This is a genomic window from Microbispora sp. NPDC046973, assembly GCF_040644495.1.
Lineage (GTDB): Bacteria > Actinomycetota > Actinomycetes > Streptosporangiales > Streptosporangiaceae > Microbispora.
In genome coordinates this window covers 205,959-232,795 of sequence record NZ_JBEYWQ010000002.1, presented here as the reverse complement: position 1 = coordinate 232,795, position 26,837 = coordinate 205,959, and the positions used below count along the sequence as shown (strand labels likewise).

20 protein-coding genes and 1 pseudogene are annotated in these 26,837 nt (G+C 72.7%); 11 read left to right on the top strand and 10 right to left on the bottom strand.

What is annotated here, in order from left to right:
* Nucleotides 1-54: 54 nt before the first annotated feature.
* From ABZ860_RS05140 to ABZ860_RS05125, 4 genes are read left to right on the top strand one after another with little or no spacing between them, the layout of a single operon-like run.
* Nucleotides 55-591 carry a MauE/DoxX family redox-associated membrane protein gene (locus ABZ860_RS05140; RefSeq protein ID WP_357215279.1) on the top strand — a complete coding sequence of 179 codons (537 nt, stop codon included), beginning with the start codon at nt 55-57 and terminating at the stop codon, nt 589-591.
* A gap of 29 nt (nt 592-620) precedes the next feature.
* Nucleotides 621-1,187: a hypothetical protein gene (locus ABZ860_RS05135; protein WP_357215276.1), complete on the top strand. Its 567-nt coding sequence runs from the start codon at nt 621-623 to the stop codon at nt 1,185-1,187.
* Between the two features lie 2 nt (nt 1,188-1,189).
* Nucleotides 1,190-3,043 (top strand): ABC transporter ATP-binding protein, encoded by a 1,854-nt coding sequence (locus tag ABZ860_RS05130; protein ID WP_357215273.1) that lies wholly within the window; start codon nt 1,190-1,192, stop codon nt 3,041-3,043.
* Complete coding sequence (locus ABZ860_RS05125) at nt 3,040-3,543, top strand: S26 family signal peptidase (RefSeq protein WP_357215270.1); 504 nt, start codon at nt 3,040-3,042, stop codon at nt 3,541-3,543. The genes ABZ860_RS05130 and ABZ860_RS05125 overlap by 4 nt, the downstream gene beginning before the upstream one ends.
* A gap of 77 nt (nt 3,544-3,620) precedes the next feature.
* Here the strand turns inward: ABZ860_RS05125 and ABZ860_RS05120 are convergent, their stop codons facing one another.
* The gene (locus tag ABZ860_RS05120) at nt 3,621-4,421 is read right to left on the bottom strand and encodes an AfsR/SARP family transcriptional regulator (protein WP_357215267.1); all 801 of its coding nucleotides are present in this window, start codon (nt 4,419-4,421) and stop codon (nt 3,621-3,623) included.
* Between the two features lie 499 nt (nt 4,422-4,920).
* The gene (locus ABZ860_RS05115; protein ID WP_357215264.1) at nt 4,921-6,339 is read right to left on the bottom strand and encodes a PLP-dependent aminotransferase family protein; all 1,419 of its coding nucleotides are present in this window, start codon (nt 6,337-6,339) and stop codon (nt 4,921-4,923) included.
* A 261-nt stretch (nt 6,340-6,600) separates the two neighbouring features.
* Here ABZ860_RS05115 and ABZ860_RS05110 point away from each other — a divergent pair, with 261 nt between their 5' ends.
* A complete protein-coding gene (locus ABZ860_RS05110) occupies nt 6,601-6,855 on the top strand; it encodes a hypothetical protein (RefSeq protein WP_357215261.1) in 255 nt (84 codons plus the stop codon).
* A gap of 21 nt (nt 6,856-6,876) precedes the next feature.
* Here ABZ860_RS05110 and ABZ860_RS05105 read toward each other — a convergent pair whose 3' ends face one another.
* Nucleotides 6,877-7,599 carry a GNAT family N-acetyltransferase gene (locus ABZ860_RS05105; RefSeq protein ID WP_357215258.1) on the bottom strand — a complete coding sequence of 241 codons (723 nt, stop codon included), beginning with the start codon at nt 7,597-7,599 and terminating at the stop codon, nt 6,877-6,879.
* Between the two features lie 345 nt (nt 7,600-7,944).
* On the opposite strand from ABZ860_RS05105, the gene ABZ860_RS05100 reads away from it, so the two are divergent.
* A complete protein-coding gene (locus tag ABZ860_RS05100) occupies nt 7,945-8,718 on the top strand; it encodes a MerR family transcriptional regulator (protein ID WP_357215255.1) in 774 nt (257 codons plus the stop codon).
* Between the two features lie 231 nt (nt 8,719-8,949).
* On the opposite strand, the gene ABZ860_RS05095 is transcribed toward ABZ860_RS05100, so the two are convergent.
* Nucleotides 8,950-11,529 carry a protein kinase gene (locus ABZ860_RS05095; RefSeq protein WP_357215253.1) on the bottom strand — a complete coding sequence of 860 codons (2,580 nt, stop codon included), beginning with the start codon at nt 11,527-11,529 and terminating at the stop codon, nt 8,950-8,952.
* A gap of 298 nt (nt 11,530-11,827) precedes the next feature.
* Here ABZ860_RS05095 and ABZ860_RS05090 point away from each other — a divergent pair.
* From ABZ860_RS05090 to dnaE, 3 genes and pseudogenes are all read left to right on the top strand, one after another.
* Nucleotides 11,828-12,385 (top strand): annotated as a pseudogene (locus ABZ860_RS05090) (hypothetical protein); the annotation flags it as partial.
* A gap of 189 nt (nt 12,386-12,574) precedes the next feature.
* Nucleotides 12,575-12,883 carry a chorismate mutase gene (locus ABZ860_RS05085; RefSeq protein WP_357216305.1) on the top strand — a complete coding sequence of 103 codons (309 nt, stop codon included), beginning with the start codon at nt 12,575-12,577 and terminating at the stop codon, nt 12,881-12,883.
* Between the two features lie 80 nt (nt 12,884-12,963).
* The gene (dnaE, locus tag ABZ860_RS05080; RefSeq protein ID WP_357215251.1) at nt 12,964-16,485 is read left to right on the top strand and encodes a DNA polymerase III subunit alpha; all 3,522 of its coding nucleotides are present in this window, start codon (nt 12,964-12,966) and stop codon (nt 16,483-16,485) included.
* Nucleotides 16,486-16,554: 69 nt separating this feature from the next.
* Here dnaE and ABZ860_RS05075 read toward each other — a convergent pair whose 3' ends face one another.
* The 3 genes from ABZ860_RS05075 to murA all read right to left on the bottom strand — a co-directional run bounded on the left by ABZ860_RS05075 (nt 16,555) and on the right by murA (nt 22,409).
* Complete coding sequence (locus tag ABZ860_RS05075; RefSeq protein WP_357215249.1) at nt 16,555-17,649, bottom strand: non-reducing end alpha-L-arabinofuranosidase family hydrolase; 1,095 nt, start codon at nt 17,647-17,649, stop codon at nt 16,555-16,557.
* 634 nt (nt 17,650-18,283) lie between these two features.
* The gene (locus tag ABZ860_RS05070) at nt 18,284-21,052 is read right to left on the bottom strand and encodes a transglycosylase domain-containing protein (protein ID WP_357215247.1); all 2,769 of its coding nucleotides are present in this window, start codon (nt 21,050-21,052) and stop codon (nt 18,284-18,286) included.
* A 52-nt stretch (nt 21,053-21,104) separates the two neighbouring features.
* Nucleotides 21,105-22,409 (bottom strand): UDP-N-acetylglucosamine 1-carboxyvinyltransferase, encoded by a 1,305-nt coding sequence (gene murA / locus ABZ860_RS05065; RefSeq protein WP_357051837.1) that lies wholly within the window; start codon nt 22,407-22,409, stop codon nt 21,105-21,107.
* A gap of 102 nt (nt 22,410-22,511) precedes the next feature.
* Here murA and ABZ860_RS05060 point away from each other — a divergent pair, with 102 nt between their 5' ends.
* On the top strand, nt 22,512-22,997 hold the full coding sequence (locus ABZ860_RS05060) for a hypothetical protein (RefSeq protein ID WP_357215244.1): 486 nt from the start codon (nt 22,512-22,514) through the stop codon (nt 22,995-22,997).
* A gap of 99 nt (nt 22,998-23,096) precedes the next feature.
* On the opposite strand, the gene ABZ860_RS05055 is transcribed toward ABZ860_RS05060, so the two are convergent.
* Entirely contained in the window at nt 23,097-23,636 is a 540-nt protein-coding gene (locus ABZ860_RS05055) for a hypothetical protein (protein ID WP_357215241.1), read from the bottom strand.
* 153 nt (nt 23,637-23,789) lie between these two features.
* Here ABZ860_RS05055 and ABZ860_RS05050 point away from each other — a divergent pair, with 153 nt between their 5' ends.
* Nucleotides 23,790-24,764: a winged helix-turn-helix domain-containing protein gene (locus ABZ860_RS05050; protein ID WP_357215238.1), complete on the top strand. Its 975-nt coding sequence runs from the start codon at nt 23,790-23,792 to the stop codon at nt 24,762-24,764.
* 57 nt (nt 24,765-24,821) lie between these two features.
* Here the strand turns inward: ABZ860_RS05050 and ABZ860_RS05045 are convergent, their stop codons facing one another.
* Nucleotides 24,822-26,216, bottom strand: coding sequence for an amidase (locus ABZ860_RS05045; RefSeq protein ID WP_357215235.1), 1,395 nt, complete (start codon nt 26,214-26,216; stop codon nt 24,822-24,824).
* Nucleotides 26,217-26,293: 77 nt separating this feature from the next.
* The gene (ybaK, locus tag ABZ860_RS05040; protein ID WP_357215232.1) at nt 26,294-26,791 is read right to left on the bottom strand and encodes a Cys-tRNA(Pro) deacylase; all 498 of its coding nucleotides are present in this window, start codon (nt 26,789-26,791) and stop codon (nt 26,294-26,296) included.
* Between the last annotated feature and the right edge of the window lie 46 nt (nt 26,792-26,837).

Sequence of the window (26,837 nt, the reverse complement as noted above, 5' to 3'; positions counted from 1 at the left end):
CTGCCCGGCCCATGCTGCCCGGCCCATGCCCGATCCTGCCCGAACGGAGTCACCGTGGAGTACGTCCTGATCTGCTGCCGCCTTCTCGTGGGCGCCGTGTTCGCCGTCTCGGCGGTGAGCAAGGTGCGCCGCCGGGGCGCGTACGCCGCTTTCCTGGACGCGGCCGGCGCGCTGGCGCCGTGGGTTCCGTCGCCGGCGCGGACGGTGATGGGACCGGTGGTCGTCGCCGGGGAGCTGGCCGTGGCCGTGCTGCTCGTCCCGCCGGCCACCGTCGTGGCCGGGTTCGCGGTCGCGGCGGCGCTGCTGGCGGCCTTCACCGCGGCCATCGCGGCGGCCGTGCGGTCGCGGCGGCGCGTGCCGTGCGCCTGCTTCGGCGGTGGTGCGCCGTCGCCGGTGGGCCCGGCCCACCTGGTCCGCAACGGCGTGCTGCTGACCGGCTCGCTGACCGGCGCGGTCCTCGGGCTCGACGCCCCCGGCGCCGTGCCGGAGCCGGCCGGCGCGGTGGCCGCCGCGTTCCTCGGCCTGGTGGCGGCCGGCCTCGTCCTGCTCACCGACGGCATCGCCGGTCTGCTCCGGCCGTCGAGCGCGTGAATGCCAATTCCTGAAACGTGGGAGTCCTCGTGTCGATCTTCGCAGTGTCTTTCGCCGGTCTCGTCGGCGTGCTGAACCTCCTGCTGACGGCCGGTGTCATCCGCCGCCTGCGCGCGTATGACGGCCCGCCGGCCGGGCGCTCCGATCCGGGGCGCTGGCGAGTCGTGCACAGGCCCCCGCGCACGATGCGTGCCGCGGGCGAGCGCGTGGGCGCCTTCCACGGCCGCACCGTGCGCGGTGAGCCGATCGGCGAGGAGTTCTTCGCCCGATCCACCACGCTGGTCGGGGCCTTCACCGCGGGCTGCCGGGCGTGCGAGGAGCGGCTGCCCGAGTTCGCGGAGTTCGCCGCGGCCTTCCCCGGCGCCGGCACCCAGGTGCTGGCGCTCCTCGTCGGCGACGAAGGCGACCTCGCCGACAAGGTCAGGCTGCTGGAGCCGGTCGCCACCGTGGTGGTGGAGCCGGACCTGGGCGGCCCGGTGGGCGAGGCGCTGGGAGTCAGGGCGTACCCGGCGCTGGCGCTGGTCGACCCGGGCGGGGTGGTCAGCGCCTCCGGGGCGGAGATGGGGCACCTGTTCCTCGATCCGGTGGAGGTGTGACGGTGGGCGGAATCATCGAGGCCCTGCGGATGACCTGGCGGGCCGGCCGCAGGCACACGGCCGTGTTCACGGTGTTCACGGTGCTGGGCGCGGTGGCGCCGGTCGCGGGGGCGTGGCTGACCAAGCTGCTTCTGGACGGCGTCACGACCGGGGGCGGGGCGGTGCTCGGGCCGGGTGTGGCCCTGGCCGCCGCCGGGCTCGTCATGGCGCTGGTGCCGCACGTCCTGCGGTACGCCTCCGCCGAGACCGGGCGCCGGGTGGGCCTGCTGGCGCAGGAACGGCTGTTCGCGGTGACCGAGCGGTTCGTCGGCATGGCCAGGTTCGAGGACCCGGCCTTCCTCAACCGGATGCGGATGGCGCTGCAGCACGGCGGCAGCACCCCGGGCGTGGTCGTCTCCGGCGCGCTGTCCACGGCCGGCGCCGCCGTCACCGGGCTGGGGTTTCTCGGATCGCTGCTGGTCCTCTCGCCGTGGATGCCCGTCCTGGTGGTCGCCTCGGCCGTGCCGGTGCTCGGCGTGGAGCTGCGGCTGGCCCGGCGCAGGGCCGGTCTGTACTGGCGGCTGAGCCCGGTGGAGCGCCGGGAGATCTTCTTCAGGGACCTGCTGACCGACGCCCAGGCCGCCAAGGAGATCCGGCTGTTCGGCATCGGCGCCCACCTGCGCGAGCGCATGTCGGCCCAGCGACGCAGGGCCGACGGCGAGAACCGGCGGATGGACCGCAGGGAGCTGGGCGCCCAGGGGCTGACCGGCGTGATCGGGGCCGCGGTGTCGGGCGCGGCGATGATCTGGGCCGTGCTCGCCGCGGCGGGCGGGCGCATCACCGTCGGCGACGTCTCCCTGCTGGTGGCGGCGGTCGCCGGGGTGCAGGCGGCGGGCCTGGCCATCGTCAACGGGATCGCCCAGTCGCACCAGCAGCTCCTGCTCTTCACCCACTATCGCGAGGTCCTGGCCGCCGAGCCCGACCTGCCGGTGCCGGCGCACCCGATAAAGGTCGCCGCGCTGGCCCGCGGCATCGAGTTCCGCGACGTGTGGTTCCGCTACTCGCCGGGCCACCCCTGGGCGCTGCGCGGCGTCGACCTCACCATCCCGCACGGTCACACCGTGGGGCTGGTCGGTCGCAACGGCGCGGGCAAGAGCACCCTCGTCAAGCTGCTGTGCCGCATGTACGACCCGGAGCGGGGCGCGATCCTGTGGGACGGCGTGGACCTGCGGGACCTGGACCCGGCCGAACTGCGGTCCCGGATCAGCGCGGTCTTCCAGGACTACATGGAGTACGACCTGACCGCCGCGGAGAACATCGGCCTGGGGGACCCGGCCCACCTCGGCGACCGGGACCGCATCGCCGCGGCGGCCCGGGAAGCGGGAGCCCACGAGTTCGTCACCGCGCTGCCGGACTCCTACGACACCCTGCTGTCCCGGCTCTTCTTCCAGGGGGACGACCAGGAGGACGGCGACCCCGGCGGCGAGACGGGCGTCACCCTGTCCGGAGGGCAGTGGCAGCGGCTGGCCCTGGCCCGCGCGCACCTGCGGGCGGGGCGCGACCTCATGATCCTGGACGAGCCCAGCTCGGGCCTGGACGCCGAGGCCGAGCACCGCATCCACCACGCCCTGCGAGAACGGCGGGCGGGGCGGACCAGCGTGCTCGTCTCACACCGCCTCAACACCCTGCGGGACGCCGACACGCTGGTCGTCCTGGCCGACGGCGTGGTCGCCGAGCAGGGCACCCACGAGGAATTGATCGCACTCGACGGCGTCTACGCCGGCCTGTTCCGGATGCAGGCCGAAGGCTACGCGGAGCCGCCGCCTCCGCAGGCCGAGGACCTGCTGGAGCTGGTTCGAGGGAGGTTCGGCCTGTGACCGCCGCACCGCTGCCGCTCCTGCTCGCCCTTGTCGCCGCCGTCGCCGCCCTCGCCACCATGGCCGCGGGCCTGGCCTGGGCGCGCAGGAGGCTGCTGATGGTGAGCGTCTCCGGCGACAGCATGCGCCCCGCGTACCGGTCCGGCGACCGGGTGCTGGTGCGGCGCGTCCCCGCCGGCCGCCTCCGCCGGGAGGACGTCGTCCTGGCCGACGTGGCCGGGCTCGTGCTGGAGCGCGCGGGCCTCACGCGGAGCCAGGTCACTGTGGACCCCGGGGCCGGCTACGTGGTCAAGAGGGTCGCCGCGGTCCCGGGGGACCCCGTCCCGGCCGAGGTCCCCCGCGAGGCGGACGAGACCGCCGTGCCCCGGGGGGCCTTCGTCCTGCTCGGCGACAACGCCGGCCACAGCGTGGACTCCCGCCACTTCGGGTACGTCCCCGCCGCCGGCCTCGTCGGGAAGGTGGTCCGCGTTCTCCCCACGCCGGGAGGCCGGCGGAACTGAGGCCCCCGGAGTGAGAGACGTGCAAGGGCCGCGAGGCGAAGCGCCTCGCGGCCCTTTCCGCGCCCCTGGGGGTACGGCTAGAGGGCGGCCTCCGGCTGCGGGGCGACGGCTGCGCGGACGGCGTCGTCGTCCCGGCGGAGCACGGCGAGGTGGAGCTCGTGCAGCTCGGCCGACGGGTCGAGGCCGAGCTGGTCGCCGAGCACCGCCGTGGCGCGTCCCCAGGCCGAGATCGCGCCGGCCACATCCCCGCCCAGGTAGTACGCGCGCATCAGGTGCGCCCAGGAGGTCTCCCGGAAGGGGGCGTCGGCCAGCACCTCCAGGATCTCGGGGATGAGGTCGGTCGTGCGGCCCAGGCCCAGGCGGGCCTCCACCAGCCGTTCCCGCACCGTCAGGTGCAGCTCGCCGAAGGCCGTGAACCGGGATCGCAGCAGCTCCGAGGCGGTGCAGTCCTGCCCGATCGGCCCCTGCCACAGCCGGAGGGCCCCGGTGAGCGCCTCCTCGGCCGCGTGGGGCTGCCGGGCCCGCAGCCGGGCGAAGCCCTCGGCGGCGAGCCGCCTGAACATGACCGCGTCCACCTCCTCGGGCACGGTCAGCAGCCGGTAGCCGCCCTCGCCGCCGCCTCCCCGAAGGGTGATCAGGCGGTCGCGCAGCCCCAGGGCCGCCAGGCGGCCGCGCAGCCGGGCGATGTGCAGTCTCAGGTTCTTGCGGGCCGAGCCGGGCGGGTCCTCCCACAGGTACCTCATCAATTGCTCCACCGGCACCGAGCGCCCCTCTTCGAGCAGGAGCGCGGCGAGCAGCCCTCTCACGGGGGCCGATCCGATGGGCATGGACGCGTCGTCGTCGCCGACCTGAACACGTCCCAGGAGATGGAAGATCATGTCATGGCCTTTCTCTGGCACTCGATCCGGGCGGCCTTCGTGAAGACCGGTTGGCCGGCCGGCCAGGAGGGGAGCTCGTGCTCGGCTTCCGCGCACCGGCCCGCGGCGTACGTGGACGCCGTGCGGGGGTGGGAAGGGGCCGAGACGGCCCGCCGTGAGGGCAGGCGACGACGGAGGCACACGGCTCACGGCAGCGGTCCCTGTACCGCGCCTGTTCGGCGGTCCTGTACCGAGGCCCTGTTCGTCGGCCCCTGTTCGTCGGCCCCTGTTCGGCGGGCCTGTACCGCGGTCCTCTTCCGGGGGCCCGTCGGAGGGCCGGCGTCGGCGTCGACGCCGGCGGGCGGTCCGCCTTCCCGCGTGGCCGTGGCCACGCGTCGCTCCCAGCGCGTCCACGTTGACGGCCTGGCCGGCTGTTCTCATCCTGCCGGTGCACGAGACCGGCGAGGATAGCCAGTGGCAGGGCATTCACGGTCTTTAGTGGACAGGTGCGCCGGCCGCGTCAGCAGGGGCACGGGACCACCTGATCGAGGCAGCGGGTGATCTTCGCCAGCGTGCGGGACAGCACCGCCTCGGTGAGATGGTTGTGGCTGACCAGGAATCCGTTCCGGGCCGGCACCAGGCCGCTCCACTCGTACAGCGCGGTGGCCGGCGTCACGATCCCCTTCGTCTCGAACGCCCGGATGACGCGGTCGACGTGCACGTCGGGGCGCAGTTCGACGTGCAGGTGCGACCCGGACTGGGCGCCGCTCAGCCGCTCCACGGCCGGGTGGCGGGCCAGGGCGTCCACCACGAGTTGCCGTTTGGCCTGATAGGCCTGGCGCAGCCGGTCGACGCGGACGCGGGTCTCGGCCGAGCCGAGCATCTCGGCCACGGCGCGCTGCGCCACCGCCACGGTGCCCGACTGCCGCAGCGACAGGTGCTCGGCCAGCTGCCGCAGCCGGCGCCCGCGGGCGAGGATGTAGCCGGTGCACACCACGTCCGGGAGCAGCCGGCACAGGCAGCCCACATAGACGACGTCGTCGGTGCGATCCCGGCTCAGGTCCCACAGCGACTGCGGCCGGATCGTCTCGCTGAAGTCGTGGTCCCGGTCGTCCTCCACGATCAGCGCTCCGTGTGCCGCGGACAGCTCGACCAGCGCGCGCCGCCGCGACAGGGACAGCTCCACTCCCAGAGGCATCTGGTGGGAGGGACGCACCACGACCGCCCCCACGGCGCGGGGCACGGCCTCCACCAGCGCCCCGTCCGCGTCCACGGGGACGGGCACGGTGGTGACGTCGTGCTGGCGCAGCAGCCGGATCACCGTGGGCAGGCAGGGGTCCTCGACCGCCGCGACGGCGCCCGGCTGTATCGCGACCGCCGCCACCAAGTCCAGCGACTGGCGGACCCCGGTCGTGATCAGCACGTTCTCCGGATCGGCCTCCAGCCCGCGCACCGCCCGCAGGTGCGCCGCCACCGCGCGGCGCAGCACCGCCTCGCCGGGTATCTCCACCGCGCCCGGAATGCGGTGCGCGGCCCGTCGCCACGCGGCCCGCCACACCGGCACCGGGAAGTCCTCTCCGGACGGCTGGTCGGGGGACAGGTCGACGAGCACCCGGCGGACCCGGTCCGCGGGAGGCTTTCCCCTGCTGGGCTCCCCGGCGGTCTGCTCCGGCCGGGCCCGCCTGACGTAGGTCCCCGACCTCCGCCTGCTCTCGACCAGGTCTCCGGCTTCCAGGATGCGGTAGGCCTCCTGCACCACCGGCCGGGACACCTTCAGCAGCTCGGCGAGGGTACGGCTGGACGGCAGGCGCGTGTCCGGCGGCAGGCGGCCGTCCAGGACGGCCTGCCTCAGCTGCCTGGCCAGTTGTGCCGCCATCGACTCGGAAGAACCACGTGCCAGCTCGACATAGATGGCCAGGGTCGTCGCCGTCCGCATCATGCCCCTTCGGCTCTCCACAATCACGGTCCTCGCGCAGGCCGGCGGGATGAAGGATCGAAAGACCGGGCCGGCTCCGCGGGAACGGACACTCCGGCGTGCGGTTCCCGGGCCAGGCAATCTCAGACGACTTTCAGTTCGCTTACAGAAGCGTTGCAAAACGCGGCGAGGCTTGAGCATGCCGCCCCGGGCGCCGCCGGTACGCCGGAGGCGGCCCGAGGGGCCCTGACTGCCGCCGGAGGTGCGGCCGTTCAGGACGGGCAGATGAGGCAGGCCAGGGCGCGGGGCCTTCCGGCCCCGCCGACCGGTCAAGCCTGGCCAGTCGGGTGGCCGTACGGGACCGGTCGGCCGGGATGCAGCCGTTCGCGGCCCGAGGGCACGTACGCGGACGAGCGGACCGCTCCCTACCTGGACGGCGACCTGCGGGCGCTGCGCTTCACCCTGCTGCGGCACCCCGCACGCGAGGAGCTCGTGGTCCCGGTGGTCGAGCAACTCGTGGTCGAGCACTACTCCCGCTGACGCCTCGGATCCCTGTCCGCATCACGGCGTGCGGAACCCGCGGAACGTCACGCGCCTGCGGACCACGAAGCCGAGCCGTTCGTAGAGTGCGAGCGCGTTGACGTTGGCTTCGGCCACGTGGAGGAACGGGCGCTCGCTCCGCGCCGTGATACGCGCGACCAGCGCGCGCACCAGGCGGGAGGCGTGACCTCGCCCGCGAGCTTCGGGAGCGGCGCAGACGGCGCTGATCTCGGTCCATCCGGGCGGGCGGAGCCGTTCGCCCGCCATGGCGACCAAGGCGCCGTTCTCGCGGACACCCAGATAGGTGCCGAGCTCGTGCGTACGGGGCCAGAACGGTCCAGGACGGGTTCGCGCGGTGAGATCGAGCATCTCGGGCACATCATCGGCGCCCAGCTCGACGATCTGCGCGCCGGGCTCGGCATCGGCCCGGCCGGGACGGCCGCCGGCCGGCCAGACCATCTGGAAGCCGTCGAGAGCGAAGACCGGCTCCCAGTCCGCGGGCGGGGCCGCCGGGCAGCTGAACAGATCGGCGAATTCACCGCGACCGAGCAGCCGGGCGAGGTCGGCCCACTCCGCCGGGCCGGGGTCGGCGGACACGGTGGAGAAGGTCGCGACCTCCGGCAGGTAACCGGCCGCCCCGCCGAGCCGGCGGGCCAGGTGCGCGTGGTGGCCGCGGAGCGATTCGCCGACCGGATCGTCGAGTGCGACGGCGTCGCGGTCGACCATGTGTTCTGTGCCTTTCATGTCCGCCTGCGTCGGAGGCCTTTCGTGTCCGCCCGCGTGACAGGCGTTTCGTGTCCGCCCGCGTGAGAGCCGGTGGCCGGCCGCGGGCAGGGTCGTGACCGGGGGGCTCTCGCAGCCGCAGTGTAGTCAGGCGGATTCCTCTCCTCGCCGGGGGAGGGGTGCCCCGCGATCGGCGCAAGGGGGTGCCGCGCGGCCGTGGAGCCGTCGCCGCGACCCGCGCCCGTGACCGCGGCCGCCACGTCGCGGCCTTCCGCACGTACGCGCGAGCGCACCTCGCGAGTCCCGGCGCATCGCGCGCTCTCGGGGCTTGAACCTCCCGCCGCGGGAGGTCGTAGCGTTTCTGGCGTGATCGGGGCAGACGACGCCGGACCGCGATGGTCGATCGGCGAGCTGGCACGGGCGACCGGGATGACGGTGCGCGCGCTGTACCACTACGACGAGATCGGGCTGCTGAGCGCGAGCGAGCGCACGCCCGCCGGGCACCGCCGATACACCGAGCGCGACCTGCGGCGGTTGTACCGGGTCCGCGCCCTGCGGGCGCTCGGCCTGTCGCTGGAGGAGATCGCGGGTGTTCTCGACGGCGCGGCGGACGACCCCGAGTCGATGCGTGATCTGCTGACGGCGCAGTTGCGCAGGCTCGACGAGCACGCCGAGCTGATCGGGACGCTGCGTCAGCGGATCCGCGGCCTGCTCGGGCAGACCGGCGGCTCGTCCGTCCCCGATCCGGATCGGTTGATGACCACATTGGAGTTGATGTCAGTGTTCGAGACCTACTTCACCGAAGAGCAGCGCGAGCGGCTGGCCGAGCGCAGGAACGCGCTGGGCGGCGAGGGCGTCGAGGCGGCCAGGCGCGAGTGGGCCGGGCTGGTCGAAGAGGGCCTGCGGCTCGTGGAGACCGGCGTGCCCGCGCAGGACGAGCGCGCCCGGGACCTCGTACGCCGATGGGACGCGCTGGCGGGCGGGTTCCACCCGGACGGACCGGAGGGCGAGGGGACCAAGGCGGCGGCCCGCAGGATGTGGCGGGACAACAGCGCGGAGATCGGCCGGAGCCTGCCCTGGCCGGCCGAGCGGATGGCCGGCCTGGTGGCCTACCTGGAGCAGGCCCGCCAGGCCGGCTGAGCGGCCCGTCGTCCCCCCGTCTCCGCCGCCGCGTGTGTGCGGCGGGCCCGTACAGCGGAGGGAGGGCTGATCGCTTCCGGCCGCCTCGCGGCCGTCACGCTCCACCGCACGCCGACGGGCGCACGCGGACCGGGCGGCGGGAGCCCGGCCGGGCCTTGCGCCGTTGGACGAGGGCGGCCGGTGGCCGGCCGCCCGACCCCCTCACCGCCGGCTCACCCGCGAGGGAGCGCGTCACTTCGCCGGCTTGAAGGTGGCGGCGATGGTCTCGAAGAGTTCCTTCTTCTTCTTCCAGTCCTTGTCCTGGGTCTTGTAGAGCAGCGCGTAGCCGTTGTGCTTGTCGGTGACGAAGCCGCGGTCGATCACGCGTGACCGGTAGCGGCTGTCGCCGAAGGTGAACTCCCAGTCGGCCGCGGTCTTGAAGTACCCCTTGACCTCTCTGATCTCGATGAGCTTGTAGCCGGGGAAGTTCCGGCTCATGCCCGGCACGTCGCGCCGCCAGACCTTCAGCGCGTCCGACTCGGGACTGGAGGTGTGGTGGACCTCCAGATAGGTGTGCGAGTCGCCGCGGAAGCGGACCTCGCCGTTGCCCCTGCCGTCGACGTGCCACCCCTTCGGCAGCGCGAGCGAGAACCCGCTCGAGTGCTTGTACTTGTGCCAGCCCTCGGGGACGTCGGCGGGCTTCGAGGTTTCGGGGCTCGGGGAGGGCTCGGGAGACTCCGTCGCCTCGTCCGAGGCGGACGCGGACGGCTCGGCGGAGGACGGCGCGGCCGGGGAGGGCGCCGAGGTGGAGGGCTTGTCGCCGCCCTTCCCCGTCGCGGCCGTGGCCGCGTCCGACCCGGGGTCGCCCCCCGGGTCGCCCTCGCCCGCCCGAAGGCCGAGGTAGCCCGCCACGCCCGCGATGATCAGCAGTGCGGGGATGAGGATCATCGCGACCTTCAGCAGTCCGTTCGACGACCGCGGCTGGGCCGGGCTGGTGGACACCTCGTGCCACGCCGCTCCGCCCCGCGGGGGCACCGCCGCAGGCGCCTGCCTCAGCCCGGCGATCGGGCTCCCGGCCGCGCCCGAGGCGTCCTGCGTACGGTCCGCCGTGGCGGCGCGCCGCTCGTCGCCCGCGCCCGGCGTGGGCCCGCCGCCCGCCCGGTCCGTACGGCTGTCGCTCCCGCCCCCGCCCCGGGAGCCGGAGCCGGAGCCGGTGGAACCGGAGGAGACGGACGACGCCGAACCCGCCGCGCCCTTCGACGCGGTGCTCCCTCCCGTGGCGCCCTTCGGCGTGGCACTCGCGCCGGAGGCCGCCGAGGACCGGGAGACCGGGGACTGCGGCGTCGTGGCCGGGCGCCCGGCGGAGGAGGCGCCGGAGTCCTTCGTCGTCCCCGAGGCGGCCGAGTCCTCCGGCGCCGTGCGGTCCCCAGGGCCGGAGACGGTGCCGGAGACCGCGTCTGAGGTGACGGCGGGAGCGATCTTGGTGGCGCCGTCGTGCGCGTTCGGTTCCCGTGCCGGGCCGTCTTCCTTCCCAGGCTTCTCCTGCGCGGAAGCCGCGGACGGTTTCGCGCGGGCGGGCGGGGCGGCCTGCACGCCGGTCTCCGGCATCGCTCCGGGCGCCTTTGCGGCCTTCTCCTGAGCCGGGCCGTCCTCCTGCTCCGGCGCCCCTTCGTCGCGTATGACCGGGAGGGGCGAGGTGATCTCGCCGGGGCCCGCGGCCTCGCTTCCGGACCCGGCCCCGGTCCCGGCTTCGTCGCGCCCGGCCGCCGCTCCCTTGCCGGGGGCGGGCGCACGGCCCGCCCCCGCCGCCTCGTCGCGCTCCGCGGGAGGCTCGTCCGGCCGGGCGGGGGACATGGGCGCGGGGGACACGGGCGGGGGAGACACGGGCGGGTACGGCGCCGCGCCCCGGGACGCCTTCCCCTGCCGGGAGGCGGGCGTTTCCGGCGTCGCGGGCCGCGGCGCAGCGGGCTCGGCGGGCTCGGCGGGCGCCGCGACGGGCCGGGACGCCGGCGGGGACAGTTCGCGCGACACGCGCTTGAGCAGCCGGGTCAGCTCGTCGTAGCCGGGCCGGTCGACGGGCTCCTTGGCGAGCATCCGCAGGAGAACGGGGCCCAGCGCGCCCGCGCGCCGCGGCGGGGCCGGGTCGTCGTTCAGCACGGCGTGCATGGTGGCCATCGCCATGCCGCGGTCGTGCGGGGGCTTGCCCTCCACGGCCGTGTAGAGCGTGGCGCCGAGCGACCACAGGTCCGACTCGCGCTGCGCGGCCTCGCCGCGGAGCCGTTCGGGGGCGATGAAGGCGGGGGTCCCGACGAGGCCGGTGCGGGTCATGGTGGAGTCGGCCTCGAGCCTGGCGATGCCGAAGTCGGTCAGGACCACCCGGCCGTCGTCGGTGAGCAGCACGTTCTCGGGCTTCACATCGCGGTGCAGCACGCCCTGCCGATGCGCGGCGCGCAGCGCGTCCAGGATCTGCAGGCCGATCTCCACGGTGCGCTCGGGGGACAGCGGGCCGTCCTCCCTGATCACCTGGCCGAGCGAGCGGGACGGCACCAGCTGCATGATGATCCAGGGCCGGTCGTCCTCTTCGATGACGTCGTGGACGACCACCACGTTCGGGTGGGTGAGGCGGCCGGCGGCCCGGGCCTCGCGCATGGTCCGGCGATTGAGGTCGCTGAGCTCGTCGCCCATGGCGCTGTCGTAGCGGACCTCCTTGACCGCGACCGCGCGGTCCAGCAACTGGTCGTGGGCGCGCCAGACCACGCCCATGCCACCCCGGCCGATCGGCTCCATCAACTGGTACCGGCCTCCGACGAGCCGGCCTTCCGCACGCGACACTCGAACCCCTTCCTGGACCCATGAATCGTCCCACGGATGGCAAAGGGATCAACCGCGTCCATGACTGGCGATCCCGGAATCCGAGACAGATCGGTTCGAGTCGTGGCCCGTCGCTGCTAAGGTCCTTGTTATGGGTAGGTACAGCTCGTTTACGAGGCCGGCTTCGGGAGGGCCGGTCGCGTGAGGTGAGCTAGCGACCATCCGGAGCCGGCTTGAGGCAGGGACGCCAGCGTCTCTGCCTTTTTCGTTCTCCCGGACGTCCGATCTCAGCGAGTCCCCATGGCAGGCGGCCGGTTCCATGGGGCCGGCCCACGGAGGAGCCCACATGTCGAAGGCAGCCCAACTCGACCGCGACGCCGTACGGATCGGCGACCTCGTGATCGGCGACGGGCTCCCCGTTGTGGTCATCGGGGGCCGGGACGCCCGCTGGCTGCGCCTGCCCGGCGACGGCGGCACCCTCGGCGGCGGAGCCGAGACCGCACAGGACACGCCGGGAGACTCTCCGGGGAACTCTGCGGACGACAGGTCCTCGGTGGACGGCTCTTCGGGGGACGGGGCGGTCGCCGCGGCCAGGGCGCGCTGGGCGGGCCCGCTCCTGGTGGAGCCCGCCACGGTCGCCGACCTGCCCGCCGTGGCCCGGCACGCCGACGGAGTGGTGGTCGGGGCGGCCTGGGCGGCCGACCCCGATCTCGTCCGCGCCGCGGCCCGGCTCGGGCTCCCCGTCGTCCTCCAGCGCGCAATCGTCCAGGGCGGGCGCGCGGCGACGCTGGAGGAGTGGCTGGCCGCGGCGGACCACTGCGCCGCCGAGGGCAACGAGGCGGTCGTGCTCTGCGAGAGCGGCGGCCGCGGCGAGCCGGAGGACGCCGCGCCCGACCTCGGGCTCATGCGCGCCGCCCGGGAGCGCACCGGCCGCCCCGTGCTCGCCGGGCTGGGCGGCGACGGCGGGCTGGCGGACGCGGCGGTGGCGGCGGGGGCGGACGGCTTGCTGGTCGGCCCGGGCGCGCCCGCGCGGGCCCTTGCGGCGGCGCACGAGGCGGCGACCGTCATGGCGGCGCTCGTACGGCCGGACGATCCCGAGACCCTCGACGCGGCCCGGGCCGCGATCGACCGGGTGGACGCGGCCCTCGCCACGCTCCTCGAACGCCGGGCCGCGCTGGCCGGGCGGATCCAGCGGCTCAAGCCCGTGGGCGGGTTCCGGGGGCGGGACATGGAGCGCGAGCGGCGCCTCGTCGCGGCCATGGCCCGCCGCGCCCCCAGCCTCGGCGCGGGTCTGCTCGCCCCCATCATGAACGCCGTGATCGAGGCGGGGTTGCGCCTGTCGGAGGAGAAGCGGGACGGCGAGGAACGGAGATAGGATTCTGTTTCACCTGAGTCCCACTGGTTCGCGATCACGGCGTAGGCTCTGGACCGCGGTCCGGTGACGATGGGGGTCTCATGGGTGATTCGTTTGTTCATCTGCACGTCCACACCGAGTATTCGATGCTCGACGGAGCGGCGCGGCTGAAGCAGATGTTCAAACTCGTGGGCGAGCTGGAGATGCCCGCGATCGCGATCACCGACCACGGCAACATGCACGGCGCCTACGACTTCTACAAGCAGGCGACCGGCGCCGGGGTGAAGCCCATCCTCGGCATCGAGGCGTACGTCGCGCCCGAGTCGCGCATGCACAAGAAGCCGGTGCTGTGGGGCGAGCCGCACCAGAAGAGCGACGACGTGTCGGCGGGTGGCTACTACACCCACATGACCATCTGGGCGCGGAACAAGACCGGCCTGCAGAACCTGATGAAGCTCAGCTCGCGCGCCTACACCGAGGGCTTCGTCCGCAAGTGGGCCCGGATGGACGCCGACATCCTCGCCGAGCACGCCGAGGGACTGATGGCCACCACCGGCTGCCCGTCCGGAGAGGTGCAGACCCGGCTGCGGCTCGGCCAGTACGACGAGGCGCTCAAGGCCGCAGCGAAGTTCCAGGACATCTTCGGGAAGGACAACTACTTCCTGGAGATCATGGACCACGGCCTCGACATCGAGCGCCGGGTCCGCGACGGCCTGGTCCGGATCAGCCGCGAGCTCGACATCCCCCCGGTGGTCACCAACGACTCCCACTACACCTACGAGTCCGACGCCGCGGGCCACGACGCGCTCCTGTGCATCCAGACCGGCAAGCAGCTGAGCGACCCCGACCGGTTCCGGTTCGACGGCAGCGGCTACTACATCAAGACCGCCGACGAGATGCGGGCGGTCGACTCCTCCGACATCTGGCAGGAGGGCTGCCGCAACACGCTGCTGGTCGCGGAGAAGGTCGACCCCGAGGGCTTCTTCCCCTACCACAACCTGATGCCGACCTACCCGATCCCCGAGGGGCTGTCGGAGGAGGAGTACTTCCGGCAGCAGGTCTGGGAGGGCATGCGGCGCCGCTTCCCGGGCGGGGTGGACGAGGAGCACCGCACCTGGGTCGAGAACGAGATCGGCGTCATCCTGCAGATGGGCTTCCCGAGCTACTTCCTCGTGGTCGCCGACTTCATCATGTGGGCCAAGAACAACGGCATCCGGGTCGGCCCCGGCCGTGGTTCGGCCGCCGGCTCGCTGGTCGCGTACGCGCTGGGCATCACCGACCTCGACCCGATCCCGCACGGCCTGATCTTCGAGCGGTTCCTCAACCCCGAGCGCGTCTCGATGCCCGACATCGACATCGACTTCGACGAGCGCCGGCGCGCCGACGTGATCCGCTACGTGACCGAGAAGTGGGGCGCCGACAAGGTCGCCATGATCGCCACGTTCGGCACCATCAAGGCGAAGGCGGCCGTGAAGGACGCCGGCCGCGTCCTCGGCTACCCGTACGCGCTGGGCGACCGCATCTCCAAGGCGTTCCCCCCCGCGGTGATGGGCAAGGACATCCCGCTGTCGGGCATCTTCGACTCCGACCACCCGCGCTACAACGAGGCGGGCGAGCTGCGCAAACTGTACGAGGAGGACGTCGACGTCAAGGCGACGATCGACCTCGGGCGCGGCCTGGAGGGCCTGATCCGGCAGACCGGCGTGCACGCCGCCGGCGTCATCATGTCGGCCGAGCCGCTGACCGACCACATCCCGATCATGCGCCGCGACTCGGACGGCGCGATCATCACGCAGTTCGACTACCCGACCTGCGAGACGCTCGGCCTGCTGAAGATGGACTTCCTGGGCCTGCGCAACCTCACGATCATCGACGACTGCCTGAAGATGATCGAGACGAACACCGGGAACAGGATCGAGCTGCTCGAGCTCCCGCTCGACGACACCAGGACGTACGAGCTGCTGGCCAAGGGCGACACGCTCGGCATCTTCCAGCTGGACGGCGGCGGCATGCGCACGCTGCTGCGGCTGATGAAGCCCGACAACTTCGAGGACATCTCCGCGGCCCTCGCGCTCTACCGGCCCGGCCCGATGGGCGCCAACTCGCACACCAACTACGCGCTGCGCAAGAACGGCCAGCAGGAGATCACCCCGATCCACCCCGAGCTGGAAGAGCCGCTCAAGGACATCCTCAGCACGACCTACGGCCTGATCGTCTATCAGGAGCAGGTCATGGCCATCGCCCAGAAGGTGGCCAACTACACGCTCGGCGGCGCGGACCTGCTCCGGCGCGCGATGGGCAAGAAGAAGAAGTCCGAGCTGGACAAGCAGTTCGAGTTCTTCGAGAAGGGCATGAAGGAGAACGGGTTCTCCGCCGCGGCCATCAAGGCCCTGTGGGACATCCTTCTCCCGTTCTCCGACTACGCCTTCAACAAGGCGCACACCGCCGGATACGGCCTGGTGTCCTACTGGACCGCCTATCTCAAGGCCAACTACCCGGCCGAGTACATGGCGGCGCTGCTGACCAGCGTCAAGGACGACAAGGACAAGTCGGCGCTCTACCTCAACGAGTGCCGCCGCATGGGCATCAAGGTGCTCCCGCCGGACGTCAACGACTCCGACTTCGACTTCACCCCGCGCGGCACCGACATCCGGTTCGGCCTGTCGGCCATCCGCAACGTCGGCGCGAACGTCGTGGACGGGATCATCGCGGCGCGCAAGGAGAAGGGCAGGTTCACCGACTTCAAGGACTTCCTGCGCAAGGTCCCCGCGATCGTCTGCAACAAGCGCGTCATCGAGTCGCTGATCAAGTCGGGTGCGTTCGACTCGTTCGGGCACGTGCGCAAGGGCCTGCTGATGGTGCACGAGCAGGCCGTGGACGCGATCATCGACATCAAGAAGAACGAGGCGATCGGCCAGGACTCGCTGTTCGGCGCGATCGACGGCGCCGAGGACCAGACCTTCGACGTGCAGATCCCGCCGGGGGAGTGGGACAAGACGACGCTGCTGCAGTTCGAGCGGGAGATGCTCGGCCTGTACGTCTCCGACCACCCGCTGTTCGGCGTCGAGCACATCCTGTCGGCCGGCGCCGACTGCTCGATCGCCGCGCTGCAGGACGACAGCCGCCCCGACGGGCAGGTCGTCACGGTCGGCGGCATCCTGTCGGGCCTGCAGCGGAAGGTGACCAAGAAGGGCGACACCTGGGTCCTCACCATGCTGGAGGACCTGGAGGGCTCGATCGAGGTCATGATCTTCCCGTCGGCCTACCAGCTCTGCGCGACCGTGCTCGCCGAGGACGCGATCGTCTTCGTCAAGGGCAGGATCGACAAGCGGGAGGACGTCGCGAAGATCATCGCGATGGAGGTGACCGCGCCGGACCTCACGGCGGAGTCGGGCGGGCCGCTGGTGGTGAGCATGCCGATCAACCGCTGCACGCCGCCCGTGGTGGGCCGGCTCAAGGAGGTGCTGACCACCCACCCCGGGACCACGGAGGTCCACCTCCAGGTGCACAACGGGCCGCGTACGACGGTCATGCGGCTGGACGACCGGCTCCGCGTGACCCCGTCACCCGCCCTGATGGGCGACCTCAAGCAACTGCTCGGGCCGGCCTGCCTGGCCGGTTGACCGGCCGCCCGGACGACGAGGTGACGGGGCGGGCCGCCGGGCGGCCCGCCGCGCGGGTGAACCGGACGCTCAGGGCTTCTTGACCTGGGTCAGCAGTGCCAGCCGCCAGGGCAGCTGGTTGTAGTCGCCGCCGGCCGACGGGTCCTCGCCCTGGTACAGGTACTGCAGAGGGCGATGCGGATTGATCTCCATCTTCTGGTCGATCCCGGAGCGGATCATCTCGCCGTGGCTGATGTCCGCCGTCCAGGCGCCGTCGGGGAAGGCGACGTTGTTCGCGCGGGCGAAGGGGTTGTCCTCGGTGTCGGCGAGCGGCGTCCACTGGCCGTCGAGGCTGGTGGAGGTCCAGGAGCGGAAGTAGCGGCGGTTGTCGCTGCCGATCGCCTCGACCAGGAGCAGGTACTGGTCCTTGCCCTTGATCTTGTAGACGTTGCTGGCCTCGAACAGCTTGTACTTCGAGTCCTGCAGGGCGATCTGCGTGTTGCCGAAGCCGTTGGGGAAGTCGGCCACGGTGGTCTCCGACCGGTACAGGTGGCCGTTGTCGTCGGAGGAGAACAGGTAGCACTTGGCGTCGTCGCAGACGACCCACATGTCGACCCAGTAGCCGTTGCCGATGTTCTGCTTGATGATGTCGGGCATCGAGCTCAGGAAGTCGGCCGGCTTGGACCAGCTTCCGGGATTGGTGGGGTCGTCGGTGGTGGAGTAGGACGGCAGGCCGGTCTGGTAGACCATGTACCACTTCTTCTGCGGCGCGAAGTAGAACACCTGCGGCGCGGCCCGGTAGCCGGGGCCGATCGCCGACTGGTCGAGGTAGTACTGCGGTGCGGAGGCGGCGTCCTCCCACTTCCTGAAGCTGGTGTACATCAGGTTCCAGCCGCCGGAGCGCAGCGCCGTGGTCGCGAAGACGAGCCACTGGCCCTTGTAGCGGACCACCGAGGGGTCCTTGACCGCAGCGATGTCGTGGGTCGCGTCGGACTTCGGGCTGATCAGCGGCCCGCTGGAGACCCACTGGAAGCTGGACGGCAGAGCGGCCCCGTGCGCGGGGGCGCCGGCCCCGGGAGTGCCGGCGGGAGCGTCGGCGGTCGCCGCGCCCGCAGGGGCGACGGCCAGGCCCCCGGCGGAGATGAGTGCCGCGGCCAGAGCCGCGTACCAGCGGTTTTTGGGCATGGAGACTCCTCGGATCGGTGATGGAGGGCACGCCGGAACGGGCATGCCGGGCTGAGCCGGCGATCGGGTGATCGCTGGGCGGAAGGAAGCCGTGCCGGTGGGACGGAACCGGTGGGACGGAACCACTGAAACCAGGCGGGCGCGCCCCGGCGCCGTCCGGCGGCCTGCCGGGATGTGGGCGGAGCGCGCGGCCCGCGGCGGATTCGCGAGCGCCGCCGGATGAGGATGCGCCGGCCGGGAGGTTCCCCGGGGGCGCGGGCCGAGTGGCCGTCAGGGCAGAGGTTCGAGCCCCTCCCGGCCGGTGCGGCGGGCGAGGCCGTGCGACCTGCGAGAGCGGAGGCGAGGGAAGGCGACGATGCGTCCGGGACAGGGGGGAATCGCTGCCATGAGTCGGAGAGACCTCACTGTTAGCGTTAACATTTCCGGCACTTGCGCGTTACGAATGAGACATCTGTGACGGTAGGTCGTGTCTGATTCCGCTGTCAAGAGTCAGTAAATTCTCCAGCACACGTCGACTTCCGCCCATCGTCGGCGAAAGTCGCGGGTAGGGGTGGGCCTCCTCCGGTCCGGCCGCCAGCTCAGAGCGCCGTCAGCGCCCAGGCCCGCGCACAATAGCGGGCGCGGCATCGTCCGCTCAGGCGTGGCGCCGTACGCCGTGGACAGGGCGGTGGTGCCGGGCGGGCGGTTCGGCTCGACGGGTTGCCCGGTTCGGCGCCGGATGCGTGGCCGCGTGCGCCGCGCCGTGGGGCGTTCGCCGGTGCCGGCCGTCGTGGCTCACGGCGTGGTGCCGGCCCCGGGACGTGCGGGTCGAAGTCGCCGCGCGGTGTTCCGCCGTCCCGTGTTTCGGCGACCCGCGCTCTGCCGCGCCGTGCCGTGGCGCGTCACGGTGGGCTTCGGCGCGTCGGACGGCGGGCCGCGCCGCCGGGGGAGCGGTGTCGGGGCGGGTGAGACTCGCCCAGCCCGTCCTGCCGGACGTCGCGGGCACGCCGCCGGGGCCGCTGCGCAGGGGCGCGCGGGGCGAGGTGCCACGGACCACCGAGTGGGCTCCAGCCGGGGACGGCGAGTCGCGGCCGGAGCGGGCCCCGGTGGAACGCCTCACAGAGGCGGCGGGAGCGGCAGGGGCGGCCCGGCCGCCGGTGGGGGTGGTGCCGCTACCGGCCAGGGGAGTGGTCCCGGCGCCGCCGGAAGCCTCCTCGCCGCCGCTCGCCGCGCCGGCCGCCGCGTCACCCTCGGAGGCCGAGGCGTTGTCGCCGTCGTCGTGCTTGCCGCGCTCGGCCTCCCGCTTCTTCTTCTCCTTCTCGCGCTGCTTCTCCAGCGCCTCCTTCAGGCCGGGCGTGAAGCCGCCGCCGAACCGGGCCATGTCGGGCGGGACGAATCCGTACACCGGGGTGTCCCGCAGGGCCGAGCGCATCGAGTCCACCCAGATCGGGCCGGGCAGCGAGGCGCCCTGCACCGCGCCGTAGTAGCGGCCGCCGATGGTGACGCCGGTGAGGGGATAGCGGTAGGAGCCGCGGATGTCGCCCACGCTGACGGCGGCGGCGAGGCCGGGGGTGTACCCGGCGAACCAGGCCGAGGTGTAGCCGTTGTTCGTGCCGGTCTTGCCCGCGGCGGGCCGGCCGATGGACTGGCCGCGCATCGTGCCCTTGGTGAACACTCCCGTGAGCACATGGCTCACCGCGTCGGCGACCGCGGGTTCGAGCGCGGTCACGCAGGCGGGCGGTATCTCGGTGCGGGTGCCGTCGCGCTCCACGACGGCGGTGACGGCCATCGGCCGGCAGTAGCGGCCGCGGGCGGCGAGCCCTGCGTAGGCCGCCGCCACGGTCGTGGGGTCCATCTCGTTGGCGCCCAGTGTGAACGTCGGCACCTCGTGGAGCGGCGTGCCGTCCGCCCGCCTGATGCCGAGCGACTTGGCCGTCTGCACGACGTCGCACAGGCCGACCTCGCGCTCCAGTCGCATGTAGAAGATGTTCACCGACTGCCAGGTGCCCATCTCCAGGCTGTACGGCCCGCCGCCGCCCTCGCCGCCCGCGTTGTGGATGACCGTGTTCGGGTCGTTGACGGCCCTGCCCGAGCAGTCGCGGTAGCCGTACGACGGGACGTACGCGCCCGGGATCGTGAAGCCGTCGCCGAACCGCATGCCCTGCTTGAGCGCGGTGGCCAGCGTGAACACCTTGAAGGTGGACCCGGCCTGCAGGCCGAGCCCGCCGCCGTGCGCGGTGTCGGCCGCGAGGTTGTAGGTGGTGCTGGGCCCGAGGTCGCGGTCGTGCGGGTTGCGCCCGTAGTGCTTGCTCACGGCCATCGCGCGGATGCGCCCGGTGCCCGGCTCGATCATCGTCTCCGAGGCCACCTGGGTGTCGCGGGGCCTGACCCGGGCGCCGATGGCACGCTCCGCGGCGCGCTGCGCGACGGGGTCGATGGTCGTCCAGATGGTCAGCCCGCCCCGCTGGAGGCGCCGCTCCCGGTCGGCCCTGGTGTATCCGAAGGCGGGGTTGGTGAGCACCTCGCGCTCCACGTACACGCAGAAGAAGGGGTGGGCGCTGCCCGCGCAGCCGCCGGGCTCGGGACGCAGGTGCAGCGTGAGCGGCTCGGCGGCGGCGGCGCGCGCCGCGTCCTTGCCGATCACGCCGAGCTCGGCCATCCGGCCCAGCACCAGGTCGCGCCGGGCGCGCAGCCGGTCACGATGCTCGTCGCCCAGAGAGGGATCGGTGTCGTACGGCGTGCGCACGGCGCCGGCGAGCGTCGCGGCCTGCGTGAGCGTGAGGTCGGCGGCGTCGACGCCGAAGAACCGCCTGGCCGCCGCCTGGACGCCGAACGCGCCCGCGCCGAAGTAGGCGATGTTGAGGTAGCGCTCGAGGATCTGGTCCTTGGTGTATTTGCGCTCCAGCGCCAGCGCGTACCGCAGCTCGTCCAGTTTGCGGCGGAACGAGCGGACCAGGGCCTGGGCGCGCTCCTCCTTCGACTCGGCCTGGGCCAGCATGATGTTCTTGACGAGCTGCTGGCTGATGGACGAGCCGCCCTGCCGGATCCCGCCGGCCCGCGTGTTGGTGACGAAGGCGCGCAGCGTGCCCTTGAGGTCCAGGCCGCCGTGCTCGTAGAACCGGGCGTCCTCGATGGCCACGATGGCCTGGCGCATGACCGGGGCGACCGCGCTCAGCGGCACCGACTGCCGGTTCTGGTAGTAGAACTGGGCGATCTGGCGCCCGTTGCGGTCGAGCAGCCGTGTCACCTCGGGCAGCGGCTCCTCCCGCAGGGGCGCGGGCAGGTAGGTGAGGGTGGACGCGGCGCTCCTGGCCGCCAGGCCGGCCCCGCCCACGAAGGGCATCACCAGCCCGGCGACCAGGGTGCCCCCGGCCGCGCCGCACAGGCTCAAGGCGAGGACGGCGCCGAGAAGACGAGAGGTCACGGGATATCAGTGCGACCTCTGGCGTTTGTCCAAACCCGGGGGCCGCAAAGCTTTACGTGAGCCTGTTGATCTTCAACCCGAGGGAGGTGAACTGTTCGAACGGTCTGTGGTAGCCGCGTTCGATGTGGTTGACCCCCCGCAGGGTCGAGGTGCCCTCGGCCACGGCGGCGGCCAGCACCGCGGAGAACCCGGCGCGGATGTCGGGGAGCGTGACGTCGGCCCCGCGCAGGTTGGAGACTCCGCGTACCACCGCCGAGTGCTTGGCGTTGGTGTCGTGGTAGCGGCACGCAGGTCCGCCCAGGCACTGGGCGAACACCTCGATCTCGCAGCCCATCTTCTGCAGCGCCGGCACGTACACGAGCCGGTTCTCGAACACCGTCTCGTGCAGCACCGACATGCCCTCGGCGCGGGTGAACAGCACCATCAGCGGCGTCTGCCAGTCCGTCATGAAACCGGGGTGGGTGTCGGTCTGCACCGCCGCCGCGCGCAGGCCGTCGGGAGCGGAGGCGCACAGCCACTCGTCGGTTATCTCGAACCGCGCGCCCATCCTCGCCAGCGTGGTGATGGCGGTGACGAGCCGGTCCTGGTGGCAGCCGTGCACGCGCACCTCGCCGCCCGTCACCAGGCCCGCCACGAGGTAGGAGAACGCCTCGATGCGGTCCCCGGCCAGCCAGGTGGAGGCGCCGTGCAGCCGCTCGACGCCCTCGATGACGATGCGGCGGTCGGGGCTCAGCTCGATCATCGCGCCCATGCGCTGGAGGAACAGCGCCAGCTCCACCACTTCGGGCTCCATCGCCGCGCCCTTGATGACGGTCTTGCCCTCCGCCAGCACCGCCGTCATGAGGATCGTCTCGGTGGCGCCCACGCTGGGGTAGGGGAGCGTGATGCGGCTGCCGCGCAGCCGGGCCGCCTTGGCGGTGATGCCGTTGTCGCCGACCTCGATCTCCGCGCCCATCGACCGCAGCGCCTCGACGTGGAAGTTGACCGGCCTCCTGCCGATCGGGTCGCCGCCGACGAGGGGGACGAACGCCTCGCCCGCCAGGTGCAGCAGCGGGCCGAGCATCAGGATCGGGATGCGGTTGAGCCCGGTGTACTCCTCGGGCACCCGCGGCCGGATCTCCGTGCCCCGCTCGATGGTGATCTCACCGGGTGTGATCTCCACGTGGATGCCGAGGGCTTCGAGCATGGCGGCGGTGAGCCCCACCTCGCCGACCTCGGGGGCGTTGTGCAGCGTGCTCGGACCCGTGCCGAGCATCGCCGCCACCATGTGTTTCGAGACCGCGTTCTTCGATCCCCGCACCTCCACGTCCCCCCGCAGGGGGCCGGACGGGTCGATCTGCCATACCTCTTCGCTCACTCGGCCTCCTTGGCCCACGCCGATTGCCGGGTGTCCCCTGCACCCGGCTCCAGCAAGAGTAACGGGACCGGACCCGATCACCACGTGGGTACTATCGGGACGGTGCGGCATCTGAGGGGCAATCTGGCGACGATCGGCGTGACCGTCATCGTGCTCGCCGTCCTCGGAGTGGTCGCCGGATACGTCTGGCAGGCCTTCGCCCCCGCCGCGCAGTACGTGCTGATCGACGGGACGCCGCATCTGGCCGATCCCGAGACGCAGTCGCTCATCGAGGCCGACGGCTGGTTCGCCGTGGTCACCGGCGCGTTCGGCCTGGCCTGCGGGATCGCGGGGTATGTGCTGTCGCGCGGCCGGCCGGTCGAGGTCCTCGTGGGGCTCGCGGCCGGCGGGCTGCTCGCCGGATACGTCGCGATGCTGGTCGGCGGCACGGCCAAGGGCGGGGTCCAGGCGGCGGGGCCGGGCGGCTACACCACCACGACCTCGCTGGGCCTGACCGCGCACGGCGTGCTGTTCGCCTGGCCGCTCGTGGCCACCGCGGTCTTCTGGGTCATCGAGTTCGCGGTGACCTACAACGAGCGGGGCCGCTGAGTCCTGTCCACGGCCCGCCGGCGGGTCCCCTCCCCGCCGAGTCGCCACCGGGCCTGGTGCTGTTTCCGGGCGGGCCCCCGGTAGCCGTCCGGTGAGGGATCAGGTCGAGTCGCCGGTCTCGTCGTCGTTGTCGCCGTACCAGATATTCGTGCACTGGAGAGCGCCGGAGCGGCGAAGGCAGACCCGGACGTAGCGATGAGCGCCGTCGATCCCGGCGAGTGTCGCCGAGGTGCCGCTCAGCTTTTTCTCGCAGTAGTCCCAGGTGCCCTGCGACTGGACCCAGGAGGTGGACTTGAAATAGTGCTCGGCGGTTCCGGAGACGCGGAAGTTGGACCGGTCGACCGACAGGATGTCCCCCGATCGAGCGCCGCTCACGGTCGCCTTGACGCTGGCGTCGGCGGTGTGCGAGTACAGCCGCACCGTCGCGCCATGGAGCGTCGCCGGGTAGCGCAGATCTCCCGAGGCACTGGCACTTCCGTACTTGACCTCACCGTAGTAGCCGGTGATCGCGACGTTGTTGTAATGGCAGTTGGCCGCCGCCTGAGCGGGTGCGGCGGTCACCGTACCCGCCAGCACCACCGATCCGCTCACCAGGGTGACCAGTGCGGTCACCCGCGCGGCCATGTCTTTTCTTCTCACGGACACCTCTTTCCTGACCGATCGACGTCGACGGCCACAGCCTGTCGTGGCTGGATCGGCACGACAACGGGTTTCAGCCCTGCCTGAAAGGGCCCGGGCGGGTGAGGCCTTTGTGTCCGTGACGGCAGGCCCGCCGATGCCATGATCACCAGCATGCTCAGACTGGAGTTCACCGAGGCCGACCTGCGCCGGATCACCGTGGCCGCGGCTCCGGACGTGGTGCTGGAGACGGCCCTCAGCGTGCGCCGCCTGCGCACCGGGGCGGGCGGCGGGAGCCGGGCACTCCCGGGACTGCGGCAGCTGCACCACCTGGTGAACGGCAGCCTGGCGGCCCGGGCGGGGGTGCTCCTCGAGGTGGTCCCGCCGCAGGGCTTCCTCCCGGACTTCCTGTCGCAGCCGGCGGCCCGTGACCTCGCCACCGGAGTGGAGCTGATCGCCCAGGTGCCCGCGGCGCAGCTCGCCGCCGACCTGGCCGCGCTGCCGCCCCCGTCCCCGGCGCCGAGTCGATGGTTCCGGGAACTGGCGTCCGGGGCCGTCGCGGCGCGGCGAACGCTCGCCGACGATTTCCGCACCTACTTCAGGTCGTCACTGGCTCCCGTGTGGCAGACGGTTCAGGCCGCCGCGGCCGCCGACCGCTCCCTGCGTGCCGAGACCCTGCTTCGCGGCGGGATCGACGCGCTGCTCGCCACCCTGAACACCCGCTGGCACTGGCTGCCTCCCGTGCTGCACATCCCGTCGCATCTCAGCTACGACGTACCGCTGTGCGGGCGGGGGCTGCTGCTGATCCCCTCGTACTTCGCGCCGACGCCCCTGCTGACCTGGCGGCCCGGACAGTCGACCGTGCTGGTCTACCCGATCTGCCGTGACGACGACCGGGCCGGCTCGGCCGACGCCCTCGGCCCGCTGCTCGGCCGCACCAGGGCGGCCGTCCTGGCCGCCCTGCGCGATCCGGCGACGACGACCGCCCTGGCCGAACGGGCCGGGGTGTCCCTGGCCTCCGCCAGCCAGCACGCGACGGTTCTGCGGAACGCCGGGCTGGTCTCCACGACCCGGATCGGCGGAGCCGTGCTGCATGCGCTGACCCCCTTGGGCGCGGCCCTCCTGCGGGGAGACGCGGTCGCCGGGTGAGACGGCGGCCGGCGAGCACGAGCCGCGCGACCGGCGGGGCGACCCGCGCGGGAGTGATCAGCTGAGCCGGGGTTCGGTCCGCCGGAAGCCGGTGGCCTGCTCGAAGGCGTGCCCGAGGCGCAGGACGTCCATGTCGGCCCACGGCCTGCCCACGATCTGCAGGCCGACCGGGAGCCCCTCGGGCGTGAACCCGCACGGCACCGACATCGCGGGCGAGTGCAGCACGCTGATCCAGTAGCACGACCGCATCCAGGCCAGGTAGTCGGGCATCTCCACCCCGGCCACCTCCGTGACGTACGGCTGCTCGACCGGGAACGGCGGCACCTGGCTGACGGGCGCGACCAGGAAGTCGTGGCGGCCGAAGAACTCGCGCATGCGGTGGAACAGGCCGGTGCGCAGCCGCTCGGCCCTGGCGAGGTCGGCCCCGGTGACCTTCCGTCCCTGCTCCACGTTCCAGGCCACGTTGGGGCCCACTTCGGGGAGGTCGCCGAAGCTGAGCGCGTAGTACCACGACCGGTAGACGCGGAACGCCTCCTCGGCGTCGGACAGGTCCAGGTCGACCCGCTCGACCTTGGCCCCCAGCCCGGCCAGCGTCTCGGCCGCCCGTGCCGTCACGGCGGCCGTGCAGGGGTCCACCGGGAGGCCGCCGAGGTCGGGGCTGAAGGCGACGCGGACTCCGGTGAGGTCCATGTCGAGGGACGCCGCGAACGCCGATCCGTCCTCGCGGATCGAGAAGGGCGAGACCGGGTCGAACCCGGCGATGGCCGACATGAACAGCGCCAGGTCGCCGGCCGTGCGGGCCATCGGCCCCGGCACGCCGAGCGTGAACCAGGCCGCCGTCGCCGACTTCGCCGGCACCCGCCCCGGGGTGGGCCGCAGGCCCGCCACGTTGCAGAACGACGCGGGGTTGCGCAGCGAGCCGCCCATGTCGGAGCCGTCGGCGAGCGGCACCATCCGGCACGCCAGCGCCGCCGCCGCCCCGCCGCTGCTGCCGCCCGCGCTCTTCGACAGGTCGTAGGGGTTGCGGGTCGCCCCGAACACCTCGTTGACCGTGTGCGAGCCGGTGCCGAACTCCGGGGTGTTCGTCTTGCCCAGCGCGATCCCGCCCGCCTCGCGGATGCGCCGCACGAGCGGGTCGTCCTCGGCGGGGACGTGGTCGGCGAACGCCCGCGAGCCGTACGTGGTCCGCACGCCCGCGGTGTCGGCGAGGTCCTTGTGCGCGACCGGGAGGCCGTGCAGCGGGCCGCGGACCAGACCGCGCCGCAGGTCCTCGTCGGCGCGCGCGGCCTGGTCGAGCGCCCGCTCGGCGGTCAGCGTCACGACGGCGTTGACCCGCGGGTTCGTCTCTTCGACGCGCCGCAGGCACGCCTCGGTCAGTTCGACCGCGCTCACCTCGCGCGCCCGCAGCAGCGCGGCCATCTCCGTCGCGGTGAGGTCGACCAGCTCGTTCACGTTTCCCCCGTTCGGTGCGGTTCCCGGCTAGTTTTACGGCCGGTGAGCCGTACGGGCGATGGCAACAGTAGACAGGCTCAGAGCTTCGCGATGGGGGCGGTCACGGCCTGGGCGAGCCGGATGAGGTTGCCGGGCGCCGTCTCGATCTGCAGGCCGCGCCGCCCGGCGGAGAAGTAGATCGTCTCGAAGCCGAGCGCGGACTCGTCCACCACGGTCGGCAGCCGCTTGCGCTGCCCGAGTGGGCTGATGCCGCCGACCACGTAGCCGGTGACCCGCTCCACCTTGGCCGCGTCGGCCATCGCCGCCCGCTTGCCCTTCAGCGCCGCCGCGAACGCCTTGAGGTCGAGCTTGCCCGCCACCGGCACGACCGCGACCGCCAGGCCCGCCTCGGTCTCCGCCACCAGCGTCTTGAAGATCCGCTCGTAGGGCAGCCCGAGCGCGTCGGCCGCCTCCTCGCCGTACGCCTGGGCGTTCGGGTCGTGGTCGTAGGGGTGGAGGGTGAACTCCGCCTTCGCCTGGGTGAGGGCGACCGTCGCCGGAGTGCTCTGGCCGCCCTTGCTCTTGGTCTTGCTCACGACCGCAAGCCTAGTGGCGGCACTCCTCGCCGCTCCGCCCTCTGTG